Annotated in this window: 9 protein-coding genes, 1 tRNA gene and 1 pseudogene; 7 read left to right on the forward strand and 4 right to left on the reverse strand. The window is 74.4% G+C overall.

Annotated elements, in window-relative coordinates; translation table 11 throughout:
- The 6 genes and pseudogenes from ACFVVL_RS24570 to ACFVVL_RS24595 all read left to right on the forward strand — a co-directional run.
- A pseudogene (locus ACFVVL_RS24570) lies at window positions 1-641 on the forward strand (hypothetical protein); the annotation flags it as partial.
- Between the two features lie 182 nt (window positions 642-823).
- Complete coding sequence (locus ACFVVL_RS24575; protein WP_387678638.1) at window positions 824-2,035, forward strand: DNA polymerase III subunit delta'; 1,212 nt, start codon at window positions 824-826, stop codon at window positions 2,033-2,035.
- Between the two features lie 289 nt (window positions 2,036-2,324).
- Window positions 2,325-3,497, forward strand: a complete 1,173-nt coding sequence (locus ACFVVL_RS24580; RefSeq protein WP_387678641.1) for a hypothetical protein — start codon at window positions 2,325-2,327, stop codon at window positions 3,495-3,497.
- Between the two features lie 82 nt (window positions 3,498-3,579).
- Complete coding sequence (locus ACFVVL_RS24585; protein ID WP_387678644.1) at window positions 3,580-5,247, forward strand: alpha/beta hydrolase; 1,668 nt, start codon at window positions 3,580-3,582, stop codon at window positions 5,245-5,247.
- A 73-nt stretch (window positions 5,248-5,320) separates the two neighbouring features.
- Window positions 5,321-5,974, forward strand: a complete 654-nt coding sequence (gene leuE, locus ACFVVL_RS24590) for a leucine efflux protein LeuE (RefSeq protein WP_387678647.1) — start codon at window positions 5,321-5,323, stop codon at window positions 5,972-5,974.
- Window positions 5,975-6,053: 79 nt separating this feature from the next.
- A tRNA-Thr gene (locus ACFVVL_RS24595) sits at window positions 6,054-6,127 on the forward strand.
- Between the two features lie 202 nt (window positions 6,128-6,329).
- Here the strand turns inward: ACFVVL_RS24595 and ACFVVL_RS24600 are convergent.
- The 4 genes from ACFVVL_RS24600 to ACFVVL_RS24615 all read right to left on the reverse strand — a co-directional run bounded on the left by ACFVVL_RS24600 (window position 6,330) and on the right by ACFVVL_RS24615 (window position 13,831).
- The gene (locus tag ACFVVL_RS24600) at window positions 6,330-9,404 is read right to left on the reverse strand and encodes a type I restriction endonuclease subunit R (RefSeq protein WP_387678650.1); all 3,075 of its coding nucleotides are present in this window, start codon (window positions 9,402-9,404) and stop codon (window positions 6,330-6,332) included.
- Between the two features lies 1 nt (window position 9,405).
- A complete protein-coding gene (locus tag ACFVVL_RS24605; protein ID WP_387678653.1) occupies window positions 9,406-10,581 on the reverse strand; it encodes a hypothetical protein in 1,176 nt (391 codons plus the stop codon).
- A 25-nt stretch (window positions 10,582-10,606) separates the two neighbouring features.
- Window positions 10,607-12,121, reverse strand: coding sequence for an N-6 DNA methylase (locus ACFVVL_RS24610; protein ID WP_387678655.1), 1,515 nt, complete (start codon window positions 12,119-12,121; stop codon window positions 10,607-10,609).
- Between the two features lie 153 nt (window positions 12,122-12,274).
- Window positions 12,275-13,831 carry an MFS transporter gene (locus ACFVVL_RS24615; RefSeq protein ID WP_387678658.1) on the reverse strand — a complete coding sequence of 519 codons (1,557 nt, stop codon included), beginning with the start codon at window positions 13,829-13,831 and terminating at the stop codon, window positions 12,275-12,277.
- Between the two features lie 126 nt (window positions 13,832-13,957).
- Between ACFVVL_RS24615 and ACFVVL_RS24620 the strand changes: the two genes are divergently transcribed.
- The gene (locus tag ACFVVL_RS24620; RefSeq protein WP_380290072.1) at window positions 13,958-15,022 is read left to right on the forward strand and encodes an Lrp/AsnC family transcriptional regulator; all 1,065 of its coding nucleotides are present in this window, start codon (window positions 13,958-13,960) and stop codon (window positions 15,020-15,022) included.
- Window positions 15,023-15,078: the final 56 nt, after the last annotated feature.

Genomic DNA, 15,078 nt, shown 5'->3' on the forward strand with positions numbered 1-15,078 from the left:
CCACCGAGCTGCGGGCCGTGCGGGACACCGGGGCGGCGCAGCCGCGGACCGGGCACGGCGACGACGCGACCCAGGAGCTCTCGCTGCGGGGCCGGGGCGCGGCGGACCTCACGGCGACGGCGAAGCTGCCGGTGGTGCCGGACGGGCCGGCGGCCGACGAGACCGCGGTGCTGCCGCGGATCCCGGCGGAGGACGCCGACTCGACGGCCGTGCTGCCCCGGATCGAGCCGGGCGCCCCGGCCGGCCGGACGCCCCGGGACACCTGGCGGGACGGGCGGCCCCGCACCGGGCGGCCGGAGACCGAGGAGCGCCCGGTGGAGCGCACCCGTGAGCTTCCGGTGGTCGACCCGCAGCAGGACGGGCCCGCCGCCGACCAGCGGCCGCGCCCGGACTGGGCGGAGGAGACCCCGATGGACGACCTGCCGAGCCTGACCGACACGCTGCTCGGCTCGCGCGAGGAGTGGGCCCGCTGGGGCCAGGACGACCGTCCGGGTTCCGGCGGCGCCGACCGCCGGGGTGACACCGGCGGCCAGGGCGGACCGGGTGCTCCGGACGGCCAGGGCGGGCAGGACGGCCAGGGTGGTCAGGGCGGGCAGGGCGACGGCAAGGGCAAGGGCCGTCGCTGGGGCCGCCGGAGCTGACCGGCGCCCGGCCGGCCGGGTTCCTCCAGGCCCGGCGGCCCGGCGGCCCGGCTTCCCGCCGGCTTCCCGCCGGGCTTCCCGGGTGGCCGTCCGCCCGGCCTCCCGCGCGGCCCGGGCCCGTCGTAGCCGCCACGTATGCTCGACGGCGGGAGCGGTAGTCCGTAGCGAGCTTGGGAGCAGCAGTGGCCGTCTGGGACGACCTGGTGGGCCAGGAGCGGGTGGTCGAGCAGCTGACCGCCGCCGCCCGGGCGGCCGGGGCGGTCGTCGGCGCCGGGCGCGGCGCCGATCCGGAGGCGGGCGGCAACGCCTCGCTGATGACGCACGCCTGGCTGTTCACCGGCCCGCCCGGGGCCGGCCAGACCACCGCCGCGCGGGCCTTCGCCGCCGCGCTCCAGTGCACCAGCCCCGACCTCGCGCTCGGCGGCACGCCCGGCTGCGGCTTCTGCGACGGCTGCCACACCGTCCTCGCGGGCAGCCACGCCGACGTGAAGTACGTGCGCACCGACGGCCTGTCCATCGGCGTCGGCGACATGCGCGACCTGGTGCTGCGCGCCTCCAGCTACCCGACCGGCGGCCGCTGGTCGGTGATCCTGGTCGACGCCGCCCACCGGCTCACCGAGGCCGCCGCCAACGCGCTGCTCAAGGGCGTGGAGGAGCCGTCCCCGCGCACCGTCTGGCTGCTCTGCGCCCCCTCGGTGCAGGACGTGCTGCCGACCATCCGCTCCCGCTGCCGCCTGCTGGTGCTGCGCACCCCGGCCGCCGAGGCGGTCGCCGACATGCTGGTGCGGCGCGACGGCGTGGAGCCGCACACCGCCCGGCTCGCCGCGCTGGCCGGCCAGGGCGACGTCGATCGGGCGCGCCGCCTCGCCGTCGACGAGCAGGCCCGGACCCGCCGCACCGACGTGCTGCGGATCCCGCTGGAGGTCGGCGACATCGGCGGCTGCCTGGCCGCCGCCCAGCGCCTGGTCGACACCGCCAAGGCCGACGCCGAGGCGCTCGCCGAGACCCAGGACGCCAAGGAGACCGACGACCTCAGGGCCGCGTACGGCGCGGCCGAGGGCAGCAAGGCACCGCGCGGCATGGCCGGGGCGGTCAAGGAACTGGAGAAGCGGCAGAAGAGCCGGGCCACCCGGACCCGCCGCGAGACCCTCGGCGTCGCCCTGCTGGACCTGCTCGGCTTCTACCGGGACGTCCTCGCGCTCCAGCTCGGTTCGACCGGGGCGCTGGCCAACGAGGACCAGCGGCAGGCACTGGACCGGGTCGCCCAGGCCGGTCCGCCGGAGTCCACGCTGCGCCGGATCGAGGCGGTGCTCGCCTGCCGGCGGGCGCTGGACCGCAACGTCGACCCGCTGCTCGCCGTCGAGGCGATGACCGTGGCGCTGCGCGCGGGCTGAGCCGCCGTCGGGGCGGGCCGGTCTGCCCCGGGCGCGGGCCGAGCCACCGTCGGGGCGGGCCGCGCCGTCGGGCCGGTCTGCTGCCGGGGGCGCGGTTCGGCCCGACGCCTCCGTTCGGCGTCCCACCTTCGAGTGAACGTGCGTTACGCGCCGGGCACACGCGTGTGCGAGCCCCGGCTCGTCCCGCACGCTGGGGGCCGACTGCGCCCCGCCGCCGGGGCCGTCGTGTCCCGTACGGTGCCGGGCCCGACCGACGGCCGGCCGGCCCTCCTCCGAGGTGGTGCGTCCCATGGTCCGTTCGCTCCTGATCGTTCCCCTGCTGGCCGCCGCCGGGGGCGGGGTTTGGCTGGCACGCGGCGCGCTGCTGCGCTGGCGCGACCTGCGGGCGGCGGAGACGTACGAGCTGGCCGGGGAGCACCGGCCGATGCTGCTGCGGGCGGCCGGGGCGATGGTCTGCGGGGTCGGTGTCACGGTGCTGACGCTGCTGACGGCGCTGGGCACCTTCGGCGCGCTGAGCGGCGACGGTGCCGCGGACGGCGCGGGCGGACCGGGGGGCCTGACCGGCTCGGCCGGCTCGCTCGGATCGGTGGCCGGGCGGCTCGACGGATCGGGCGGGGGGTGGCAGGCCGCCCCGCCGGCCGAGGCCGCGGACGCCGCCGTGCCCGCCCCGTCCGTGCCGACGCCGTCACCCCTGCCGGTGGTCAGCCGCTTCGACAGCGTCGGCCACCCGGGCGGCGGCGAGCTGCTGCAGTCCGCCGTCCCCGGCCCGGACGGCCATCCGCGCAACGTCCGGGTCTGGCTGCCCGCCCAGTACGCCAAGGACCCGAACGCCCGCTTCCCGGTCGTCGTGATGCACGCCGCCACCCCCAGGAAGACCGCCGACGCCGAGGTCCCGGACGTCTTCGAGGGCCTCGCCTCCGCCGTGCAGAGCGCCAAGGGCAAGCCGTTCATCCTGGTCGCCCCCGAGGCGCCGAACGGCACCGCGCACCCCTGCGAGCTGGTCGCCGCCGCCCCGATGGCGGTCGCCGACGACGCCGCGCTGCGCACCACCATCGCGGCCACCTTCCGCACCCTGCCGCCCGGCCCGGCGGCCTGGGGCGCGCTCGGCGTCGAGGACGGCGCGCCCTGCGCCGCGGCCGCCGGCCTGGCCCGTCCCGACCTGTACGGCGCGGCGGCGGCCGTCTCCGGCAAGTACGACGCGCCCGCGCTCGCCCGCACCGGCGCCGAGGCGCCCGCCACCGGGACCCCGAGGCTGCTGCTCGCCGCCGGGAAGGCCGACACCGCCGGGGTGGATGCCGCCCGCAAGCTCCAGTCGGCGCTGCGCGGCGGGACCGGCGCCGCCGCCCGCGCCGAGGTGCGGATCTCCGACAACGCGACGGACTACTCGGCGGACCGGATCCGGCTGCGGCTGGTCCGGCAGGCGGCGCAGTACCTCGGCGAGGCGCTCGGCAAGGCGTCCTGAGCCCGGCCGCGCGCGGCACTACGCTTCCGGTACTCCCGGTGGCAGTGGGGCCACCGGGAGTGAACGACTGAGGGGATCCCGGATGCGGGCCGACAGGCGGCAGGACGCCCCGGCGCTGGTGCGCGCCGGGCGCGGGGGAGGAGCGGTGGCGGCCGTCGCCGTCCTGGCCGCCGGACTGCTGGCGGGCGGCTGCTCGGCCGCCGGGACGACCCCGGGTGCCGCCCCGGCCGGCGGCGGCGTGACCAGCTCCGCCACGCCGTCCGGGGCCGCCGCCGGGACCTCCGGGTCCGGGTCCGCGTCGCCGGTCACCCCGCTGGAGTCGCTGCCCGCCGCCGTGCCCGCCGCGCTCGCGCCCTACTACGGGCAGCGGCTCGCCTGGTCGCCCTGCGACGACGGCTACGAGTGCACCGGCTTCCGGGTGCCGCTGGACTACGACCACCCCGCCGACGGCGACCTCACCCTGGCCGCCGTCCGCGCCCCGGCCGTCCCCGACGGGTCCGGCGACCGCCTCGGTTCGCTGCTGCTCAACCCCGGCGGCCCCGGCGGCTCGGCCGTCGAGTACGTCGAGGGCGCGGCCCGGACGTACGACGCCGCCGTGCGGGCCCGGTACGACCTGGTCGGGGTGGACCCGCGCGGGGTCGGCCGCAGCTCCCCGGTCAGCTGCCTGAGCGGTGAGCGGATGGACGCGTACACCTCCGTCGACATCACCCCCGACGACCCGGCCGAGGTCGACGCCGTGGTGGCCGCCGCCAAGGAGTTCGCCGAGGGCTGCCGCCAGGGCGCCGGCGCCCGGCTGGGCCACCTGAGCACCGCCGAGGCGGCCCGCGACCTGGACGTGCTGCGCGCCCTGCTCGGCGACGAGCGGCTGAACTACGTCGGCAAGTCCTACGGCACCCTCCTCGGCGCGACGTACGCGGGCCTGTTCCCCGGCCGCGCCGGCCGGATGGTGCTCGACGGCGCGATGGACCCGTCGCTCGACTCGCTGGCCGGGAACCGCACCCAGGCGGGCGGCTTCGAGACCGCCTGGACCGCCTTCGCCCGGGACTGCGCCGCCCGCGCGGACTGCCCGCTCGGCCGCACCGAGCAACAGGCGGGCGAACAGCTCGCCGCCCTGTTCGCGGAGGCCGACGCCCGCCCGCTGCCGACCTCCGACGCCGGCCGCCGGCTCAGCGAGGCACAGGCGACCACCGGTGTCGTCCAGGCCATGTACGCGGAGTTCCTCTGGCCCCGGCTGCGCACCGCCCTCGCCGACGCCCGCTCCGGCGACGGCACCGGCCTGCTGAAGCTCTCGGACGCCTACTACGGGCGGGAGGCGGACGGCTCCTATCCCAATCTGATGTCCGCCAACGCGGCGGTGAACTGCCTCGACCTGCCCGCGCCGTTCGCCGGCCCGGACGACGCCGCGCGGGCGGTGCCGGAGTTCGAGCGGACCTCGCCGCGGTTCGGCCGGGACATGGCCTGGATGGCGCTGACCTGCACCTACTGGCCGGTCCGGGCCACCGGCACCCCGCACACCGTCCGGGCCGCCGGCGCCGCACCGATCGTGGTCGTCGGCACCACCCGGGACCCGGCCACCCCGTACGCGTGGGCGCAGGCCCTGGCCGGCCAACTGGAGTCCGGGCGCCTGCTGACCTTCGACGGGGACGGCCACACCGCGTACGGCCGCCACGACGTCTGCCTCGACGGCGCGGTCAACCGCTATCTGCTGGCCGGCGAGGCGCCGGAGGACGGGAAGCGCTGCGGGTCCTGATCCTGAGAAAGCTTCCGGTACGACGTTAGGATGAGCGCCCCCTCACCGCTCTCCCACCCCACCGGAGCCCACCGTGCTCGGAGTCAACGACCTGGCGACGTACGTCCTCGGCGCCCTCGTCATCGTCCTCCTCCCCGGCCCCAACTCCCTCTACGTGCTGTCCGTCGCCGCCCGCAAGGGCGTCCGCACCGGCTATCGCGCCGCCGCCGGCGTGTTCGTCGGCGACTTCACCCTCATCAGCCTGACCGCGCTCGGCGCCGCCTCCCTCCTGGAGGCCAACCCCGCCGTCTTCGCCGTGGTCAAGTTCGGCGGCGCCGCCTACCTGCTCTGGATAGGCATCGGCATGCTGCGAGCCGCCCGCCAGCTCTGGCGCGAGCACCGCGCCGGCCCCGCGACCGCCCCCGCCGCCGACCCCGCCGAGTCCACCGAGCGCCCGTTCCGCCGCGCCCTGGTGATCAGCCTGCTGAACCCCAAGGCCATCCTCTTCCTCCTCTCCTTCTTCACCCAGTTCGTCGACCCCTCCTACGGCAGCCCGGTGCTCTCCTTCACCCTGCTCGGCGGCATCCTGCAGACCTTCAGCTTCCTCTACCTCTCCCTGCTGATCTTCGCGGGCACCACGCTTGCCACCGCCTTCAGCCGCCGCAAGCGCCTCTCCGCCGGTCTCACCAGCGGCGTCGCCGCCCTCTTTGCCGGCTTCGCCGCCAAGCTCGCCGTCTCCTCCGCCTGACCCCACCCCGCCACCGCGTTACGGATCACCGGCCAACCTGTGTAGACTGGCCCGCGTTGCCAGGACTTCCGGCAACGGCGCCGCCTTAGCTCAGTTGGCCAGAGCAACGCACTCGTAATGCGTAGGTCATGGGTTCGAATCCCATAGGCGGCTCAGTAGAGGCCCAGGTCACCCAAACCGTGACCTGGGCCTTTGTTGTTCCTCGGCACGCGGGCGGGCGCCGGCGGTGCCCTCGGCACTGCCCGGGGTCGTTTCGGGGAGTGCCGAAGTGCGGGGCCGGGTGCGGATGGGTCCACGGTCTCGGAGGCGGGCGGGGGCGGCCTCGATGTCTTCGGGGCCGGACGGTGGGCGTCGGTCAGTAGTTCTCCCGCACGTACTCGTACGTGCGGTCGAACAGCTCGCCCTTGATCGGCAGGCCGTACTCCTTCAGGGCGGACCGCAGTTCGCGGCGAACGCGCTTGTCGCCGGCGTCGCTCGCGCTCCAGCCGGCGTAGGCGACCTCGACGACGATCGTGTCGATCCGCGAGGCTATGTCGGGGACGATCCTGTGCAGTCCGGGTGGCGTGTTCTCCGTGACGATCTGGGTGAGCGCGCCACGCTTCGGGTCGGCCAGGCGTTCGAGCGTTCCGTGGTCGCCCTGTACCGCCGCCCGGTCGGCGGCGACCACGTCCTGGGCGATCCTCAGTGCTTCCTCAAGGAATGCCAGTGAGTCCTCGACGTTCTCGATCGCCTTGGTGCGGAGCCTCTCGATCCGCTCCGCCAGCGACCGGTACGCCGGGCTCCCGGTGGCGGCGAGCCGACGCCGGAGGCGGGCCTCGATGGAGTCGAGGACCTCCTGGTAGACGTCATCGGTCCTCGACTCCGGCGTCTGCCGCTCGGCGAGCTGCAGCTGCTCGGCGATCTTCTTCACCAGCGCCAGGCCGGCGGCGTCGAGCGTGACCGTCTTCGACGGCATCGACGTCACGTCCACATCGGTCATGTGGCTGTGGATCAGGGCCCTGGTCTTCGCGCCGAGGCGTGCCCAGAGGAACGTCTTGGAGACGTCCTTGGGCCGGATCGACTCGTACACCTTCGCGAGCCAGAAGTACTGTCCCCGGAACGGCCGGAGCACCGGGTGCGGGTCGAGGAACTCCCACACCGTCTGCAGCGCGACGTAGGTCTCGATGAACTCGGAGCGCCGCTCGTCGCCCTCGGGGATCCGCTCGTGGGCCTCGGCGAGCGACCCGAAGGACGAGTCGCCGGTGTCGATGCCGTCGAACAGGTGCAGGAGGCGCGTGAGGTCGGTGACGAACTTCCCCGCCAGCTTGGAGGCGTCGGTGACGTTGAGCTCGCGCTCCTCGCCGTCCTCCGCCCTCGGGCCGGCGACCGCCTTGCCGATGGCCCTCGCCAGGCCGATGTAGTCGACGACCCGCCCGAAGTCCTTGCGCTGGCCGGTGACGGGGTTCCTCCACGGGCGGTTGGGCCGCGTGATCGTCTGGAACAGGTTGGTGTCCTTGGCGGGCTTGTCGAGGTACAGGACGCCCTCGATGGGCGCGTTGAAGCCGGTCATCCACTTCGCGGTGACGATGACGAACGACAGCGGGTCGTCGACCTTCTTGAAGCGGCGCTTGAGCGCCTCCTCCTGCTCCGGGGTGAGCAGGTGCCTCCGGTACTCCGCGGGGGTCTCCTTGCCGTCGGCGACGTGCATCACCACGCCGACCTCACGGAGCCGCCCGTCCGGCATGACGGCGGCACGGCGCGCCAGCTCGGCCTCGATGGCGCCGGCGTACGCGATCACGAGGCGCTGGTTGTACGCGACGACCTGGGCCTTCTGCCCCAGGGGCGCGACATGGGTGAGGAAGTGGCCGACGATGTCGGCACACACCGCCGCCACGCGCTCGGGGCTGGAGAGGATCGTCTCGATGTGCGAGGCCTTCCCCGACAGGAAGACCTTCTCCTCCTCGTCCAGCCCCTCCTCCGCGGCCAGCTCGTCGAAGGCCTCGTCCAGGGCCTCCTTGTCGAGCTCGAACCCGACGGAGCGGCCCTCCACGATCACCGGCTTGGTGAACCCGTCGGCGATGGACTGCTCCGGCGTGTAGCGCGACATCACGAAGTCCGGGTCCTCAGGGTCCCCGAACAGCTTGAACGTCGAACGGGCCTTGTCCTCGACGGCGGTGCCCGTCGCGCCGAAGAACTTCGCGTTCGGCACCGCCGCGCGCCAGGCGTCGCCGAACTTCCCCTCCTGCGAGCGGTGCGCCTCGTCGACGAGGACCACGATGTTCGACCGGTCGTTCAGGTGGCCGGCCTCGGCGAACTTGTGCACCGTCGTGATGATCACCCCGGGCTCACCGCTGCGCAGCAGGGCGTGCAGCTCCCGCCGGTTGCGGGGCACGGACATCCGCGGCATGCCGGCGGTCTCGAACATCTCCGCCGTCTGCCGGACCAGGTCCTTGCGGTCGGCGATCACGATGACCGTCGGCGCGCTCCCGAACCTCCGCGTCACCGCGTCGTCGCGCAGCAGGCGGGCGGCGGCGAACGCCATGAGTTCGGTCTTGCCCGACCCCTGGTGATGCCAGATCAGTCCGCCGGGACGGCCGGCCAGCACCTTGGCGTGGATCGCCAGGGCCGTCTCGAACTGCGGGTAGCGGGGCAGGAGTTTGAGGTCGACCTCGGAGGCGTCCCTGGCGTGACGGAACATCACCAGGTCCTTGAGGATCGGCAGGACGGTCTCCGGCCGCAGCAGCAGGCGCGCGGCCCGCTCGACGCGGGCCGGTCCGGTGACGGTCCTCGGGTCGTCCCCGGTGGACCCCCAGGGGGCCCAGATCTCGGAGTCGGGGTCCGGAACCGCACGGATCGGAGCCATGCGGAACTCCAGGCCCTCGGTGGCGACGTTGAAGACGTTCGTCGCGAAGAAGCCCGGGTATTCCGCCTCGTAGACGTCGTGGAGGTCCTTCGCGGCGTTGACCCACGAGACCTGGTGCTTCACGGGCGTCTTGGTCTCGGCGACGACCAGCGGGAACCCGTTGACGTAGTAGACGACGTCGAACCGGCGCGGTTTGGCGGCGCCGTCGACGGTGACCTCGTCGGCGACGGTGAAGCGGTTGTTGTCGAGGTCCTCGAAGTCGATCAGCCGGCGCGGCACGTGCCTGCCGTCGATCGTCGTGAACGAGTGGTCGCCGCGGAGCATCACGGTCAGCCGCTCGTTGGCCGCGACGAGACCGTTGTGCGCGTCGAGGACCGCCTGGTTGAGCTCGTGCAGCACGAGGTCCGCCGACTCGGGGTCGTCGGCCAGCTCCGGGTTCAGCGCGAGCAACGCTTCGCGTGCCCAGTCCTCGACGATGACGTCATGCTCGCGGCGCGGGAGCTCGTCCCCCCGCAGACGCTCCCAGCCGGTCTCCTCCGCCCACTCCAGCAGTGAGCGCTGGATCGTGCTCGCTTCCGTCCAACCCATGTCAGGACACCTCTTCGAGCAGAGCGTCGTACGACTCCGGGATCTCGATCTCCTGGTTGAGGAGAGAGGCCAGGAGCGCGGAGCGGAAGGTGCGGAGGTGGGAGCGTTCGGCCTCGACCGCCAGTGCCCCCGCGATCAGCCCGTCCAGGCCTGCCGCGAGTACGGCCTGCGCCTCGGCCCCGGGATCGGGAATCGCGAGCTCCCGGATGGCCCGCTGCCCGATGTTGCGCATGTCGGAACCGGCGGTCAGCCGGGCGATCTGGTCGCGGACGCTGGGCGTCGCCATCGCGTGCACCAGGTAGCCGCGGTGCAGGACATCCTCGTCCGGCACGAGCCGCAGGGTCTTGTCGCACAGGTACAGGTTGTCGGGGACCTCGTGCACGCGGCAGACCGTTCCGACGCGGTCGAGGACGGCGTTGCAGCGGACCAGGAGAACGTCGCCGGACCGCACCCTCGTGGCTTCGGGGAGCACCGTGCCAGCGTCGACGGTCTTCACCTCGGACGGGAGGAACCGCGCCCGACCGACCGCGCTGATCTTCAGGACGGCCCGCTCGTCGGGAGCCGGGATCCGCTCCTGTCCCTTCGGGCTCTTGCCGGCTTCGATGGCGCGCAGACCGTCCGACAGGAGCAGCCGGCCCTCGTGCTCGTCCAGACCCGCCACCGCCGCCTGCCACGACGCCCAGGCCCGGTCGGCCTCCTCCCCCAGCGCCTCGATCTGCGCGTCCACCGCGGCCATCACGTCGACGATGCGCCGCTGGGTGGCCGGGGACGGGAGGGCGAGTTCGTAGTCGTTGAACTGCGCCTCCTTCCAGCGGCTTCGGCTGGCGGTCGTCCCGGTGCTCACGCGCGCGACGTACGACCACACGGACGCCTGCCCGAAGTGGAGGCTCAGGAACTCCGGCAGCAGCCGGGCGCGGTCGCAGTCGAACAGCGGGAACTCGTTGGAGACGTAGGAGCCGGCCAGGTCGTCGCCCACGAGCCCGAAGGCCCCCTTCCAGGCGAACAGGCGGTTGTAGATGAACTGACCGGGCCGGACGCGGTAGAAGCGCGTCGCCTTGGAGGTCTCCGAGGTCACCACCTCACGGAGGAACGGACCCTCGGCGTACCACTTCACGCCCAGCAGGGGGTACTCGGTCCCCGGGGCGACCCTGACGAGCTCCTGGACCGGGGACGTCACGTCCCCCAGCCGTGTCGGCACCCACTCACTCACCCGACACCCCGAACATGCTCAGGTCGACGCCCGCCGCGGCGAGCCGCTCGAACATGACGGCCTCGGTGTCGATGCGGCGCTGCCGGGCGTCGGCGTACGCCACGAGCGCGGCACCCGGATCGGCGGTCTCTTCCGCGGCGACCTTGATGTAGCGGCCGATGTTCAGGTCGAAGCCGTTCCGCTCGATCTCCTCGAACGGCACCAGTCGGACGTTCGCGCCCTCCCGGCCGTCCGGGGCGCCGCCCGTCCGGTACGCCTCGATGAGAGCCCTGACGTCCTCCTCGGACATCACGCTCTGGTTCTTGCCCTTGCCGAACAGGGCCGAGCCGTCGATGAAGAGCACGTGCCTCTTGCGCTCCTCGGACTTCCGGTCGCGGAAGATCAGCAGGCAGGCCGGGATCGACGTCGAGTAGAAGAGGTTGGACGGCAGCCCTACGACGGCCTCCAGGAGGTCCTTCTCGATGAGGCCCCGGCGGATCTTCGCCTCCGCCCCGCCGCGGAACAGCACGCCGTGCGGCATCACGACGCCGACGCGGCCGGATCCGGGCTTCATCGACGAGACCATGTGCTGGACGAAGGCGTAGTCGCCGTTCTTCGCGGGCGGAACGCCGCAGATGGCCCGCGGGTCCGAGGACCAGCGGTCCGCCCCCCAGTTCGTCAGGGAGAAGGGCGGGTTGGCGATCACGGTGTCGAACCGGCGGACGGTACCCTCGGCGGTCTTGAACGCCGGAGCGCGGAGGGTGTCCCCGCGCTTGATGTCGAAGTCCTCGATCTCGTGCAGGAAGAGGTTCATCCGGGCGATCGAGGCCGTCGTCAGGTTGATCTCCTGGCCGTACGCCCGGAGCGTGCGGTGGTCCTTGCCGGACTCGCGCAGCTGGTTGATCGTCGCGACGAGCATCCCGCCGGAGCCGCAGGACGGGTCGTAGACGGACTCGCCCGGCCGGGGCCGGAGGATCCCGACGAGCAGGTTCACGACCTCGCGCGGGGTGAAGAACTCGCCGGCCTTCTTGCCCGACTCGTCGGCGAAGTTCTTCAGCAGGTACTCGTAGCCCGCGCCGAGCAGGTCGTGCGAGACCGTCGACGGGTCGAGCGTGATCCTGTCGAACGCCCGGACGAGCCCCAGCAGGGCCGACTGCGGGATGCGCTCCTGGTTGCCCCACGAGGCGTCGCCGAAGACGCCGGCGAGCGAGCGGGGGTTGGCCATCTCGATGCGCTGGAAGGTCTTCGCGATCTCCGCACCGAGGTTGGTGGCCTTTCCGGTGACCTCGCTCCACAGCGTGCCCTCGGGCAGCTCGAACCGGTGGAAGTCGGCCTCGATCTCGTCGTCCAGGTCGTCGCCGTACTCGTCGAGCGCCGTGTCGTGCTCGTGGACCCAGGTGTCGCTGATCCACTTCCAGAACAGCATCGGGAAGACGTAGGTCTTGAAGTCGGCGGGGTCGACGGGACCGCGGAGCGCGTTCGCGGCGTCCCAGAGTCGGGATTCGAGCTCGTGCTGGGCGATCGTCACAGAGGTGAGGTCCTTCGTCGAAGACTGTCCCTGCGATTATGGAGGAGGGCGCCGACATCCCGGGGGGCCGGGACGACGGGCAGCGGCGCCCCGCGGACCACCCGCACCGCGAGCGTGACCGAGGACACGCGGGAGCCGGACGCGTCGGCACGGCTACGACCCGGCTGCCCGGTGGCGGGCGGCGGCGTCGGCCGGGGCCGGCGGGCGGCCGTCGACCGGCGGGTGGCCGTCGACCGGGTGGGCCGGCTCCGGGTTGGCCGGCTCCGGGCGTCGCCGCAGCAGGGCCGCGACCAGCGCGGCGCCCGCCAGGGCGGTGAGGCCGCCGGCCAGCAGGGTGTGGTCGAGGGCGGTGGCGAAGGCGGTCCGGAGCCGGTCCCCGGGCAGGCCGGGCACGGCGCGGCCGGCGCCCAGCGCGCGGGCGGCGGCGTCCGGGTCCGGGACGGTGTCCGGGTGCCCGGCGAGGGCGTCGCGCAGGCCCCGGTGCAGGACGAGGCCGAGCAGGGCGATGCCGAGCGCCTGGCCGAGCTGGCGGAAGGTGTTGAGGGCGCCGCCGGCCGTGCCGCCGAGCTCCGGCGGAACGGCCGCCATCGCGGCGGAGGCCAGGACCGGGCTGACCGCACCGACGCCGAGGCCGCTCAGCGCCAGCCCGGGCAGCAGTGCGGCCCAGCCCGATGGCCCGGCCGGCACGGTCTGGAGCAGGCCGCCCAGGCCGATCACGGCCAGGCCGCCGGCCAGGGGCACCGCCGTCGGCAGCGCGGCGAGCCGGCGGCCCGTCAGCGCGGAGACCAGGAGGGCGGCGGCGCTCATCGGCAGCAGGGTGAGCCCGGCGGCCATCGGGCCGAGGCCCAGCACCGACTGCAGCCACAGCGAGATGTACGGCAGGGAGGAGAACGCGGCGGCGGAGTAGACGGCGCCGCACAGCATCACCCCGGTGAAGGCGGGGCGGCGGAACAGCGCGAGGTCCAGCAGCGGGTGCGGGGCCCGCCGTTCGGCCAGCAGGAACGCCGCGAGCGCCAGCACGGCGGTCGCGCCCGCGCCCAGGACGGCGGGCGAGCCCCAGCCGTCCGTGCCGCCGCGGATCAGCGCCAGGACGGCCGCGCCGGCCGCGAGGGTGAAGGCCGCGGCGCCGGGCAGGTCGAGCCGACCGTCCCCGGAGCCGCGGGACTCCGGCAGCGTGCGCCGGGCCAGGACCAGGCCGGCGAGGGCGACCGGCAGGTTCACCAGGAACACCCACCGCCAGCCCAGGTACTCGGTGAGCAGGCCGCCGGCCACCGGCCCCACGGCCGCTCCCGCGCCGCTGACGGCGCCCCAGACGCCGAAGGCCACCGCCCGGTCGCGGCCCCGGTAGGCGAGGTTGAGCAGCGCCATGGCGGTGGCGAACATCGCCGCGCCGCCGCCCGCCTGGACGATCCGCGCCACCACCAGGGCGGCGCCGTCCGGGGCGAGCCCGCAGGCCAGCGAGGCGAGCGCGAACACCGCCAGGCCCGCCGTGTACACCCGGCGGCGGCCCACCCGGTCGGCCAGCGCGCCGAGCCCGAGCAACAGGGCGGCCAGCGCCAGCGCGTAGCCGTCGAGCACCCACTGCAGGCCGTCGAAGCCCATGTCCAGCCCGGCGCCGATGTCCGGCAGCGCCACGATCACGATGCTGACGTCGGTCAGCAGCATGAACACCCCGAGGCCGACCGCGACCAGCGGTCCCCACTTGCGCATCCCCGTGTCCCTTCCTCCGTGCCGCCCGGTCCGGCCGACGCCCCGTCACCTTCCGTGCGGGGGCGGCCGTTGCGCCGCTCGGCGGGAGGATTCCGGCGGATCCCGACACCGGCTACCCTCCGGACGGTGGAAACCCTGACGCTGGACGAGCTGGACCGGGCACTGCTGCACGCCCTGCAGGTGGACGGCCGGGCACCGTTCCGGCGGATCGCCGAGGTGCTCGGGGTGTCCGACCAGACGGTGGCCCGCCGCTACCGGCGGCTGCGCGGCGCCGGGGTGGTGCGGGTGGTGGGGCGCACCAGCGCCCGGCTGCTCGGCCAGGTCGACTGGCTGACCCGGATCCGCTGCGTGCCGGACGCCGCGGCGTCGATCGCCGAGGCGCTGGCCCGGCGGCCGGACACCTCCTGGGTGAGCCTGCTGTCCGGCGGCGAGATCGTCTGCAACGCCCGCGCTCCGGTCCGGCCGGAGCGGGAGGAACTGCTGCTCGGCAAGCTGCCGCGGACCCCGCGGGTGCTGTCGGTCGCGGCGCACTACCTGCTGCGCACCTACGTCGGCGGGCGGGTGGCGTGGAGCGGGCGGACCTCGGCACTGAGCGCGGAGCAGGCCGGGCGGCTGCTCCGTGCGGCGCCGGCGGCCGGGTCCGCTCCGGCGGGCGCGCCGGGTGTGCCGGTCGTGCCGGGGTCGCCGGGAGGGAAGGCCGCGCCGGGCGTGCCCCGTCCGGCCGCGCCGGGCGCGTCCGGACCGGTGGCGCCGGACGGGCTGGACCGCGCGCTGCTGGCCGCGCTCGCGGTGGACGGGCGGACGCCGCTCGCCGCGCTGGCGGCCCGGACCGGTAGCCCGGAGGCGACGGTGCGCCGGCGGCTGGCCGGGATGACCGGGTCCGGGCTGCTCTTCTTCGACGTGGACGTGGATCCCCGCCCGCTCGGCTACGGGATCGAGGCGTTCTGCTGGCTGACGGTGGCGCCGGGGCGGCTGGCGGCGGTGGGGCGGGCGATGGCGGACCATCCGGAGGTGGCCTTCGTGGCGGCGACCACCGGGCCGGCCAACCTGGTGGCCGGGCTGGTCTGCCGGGACACCGAGGCGTTCTACGACTACCTGACGGAGCGGCTGGGCGCGCTGGAGGGTGTCGGCACGCTGGAGACGGCGCCGGTGATCAGGAGCGTGAAACGCGCGGGGTTGATAATGCCGTAAATAAAATCATCGGCAAAAGCTTCTGTCGGTCGAATGGCGATGATTTCCGGCAAGGC

The organism is Kitasatospora sp. NPDC058115, from assembly GCF_042884635.1.
Lineage (GTDB): Bacteria > Actinomycetota > Actinomycetes > Streptomycetales > Streptomycetaceae > Kitasatospora.

What these genes read in the sequence shown, in the direction of transcription:
- ACFVVL_RS24600 (WP_387678650.1), bottom strand. Translation starts at nt 9,404, where the DNA reads ATGGGTTGGACGGAAGCGAGCACGATCCAGCGCTCACTGCTGGAGTGG.
- ACFVVL_RS24615 (WP_387678658.1), bottom strand. Translation starts at nt 13,831, where the DNA reads ATGCGCAAGTGGGGACCGCTGGTCGCGGTCGGCCTCGGGGTGTTCATG.
- ACFVVL_RS24585 (WP_387678644.1), top strand. Translation starts at nt 3,580, where the DNA reads ATGCGGGCCGACAGGCGGCAGGACGCCCCGGCGCTGGTGCGCGCCGGG.
- ACFVVL_RS24580 (WP_387678641.1), top strand. Translation starts at nt 2,325, where the DNA reads ATGGTCCGTTCGCTCCTGATCGTTCCCCTGCTGGCCGCCGCCGGGGGC.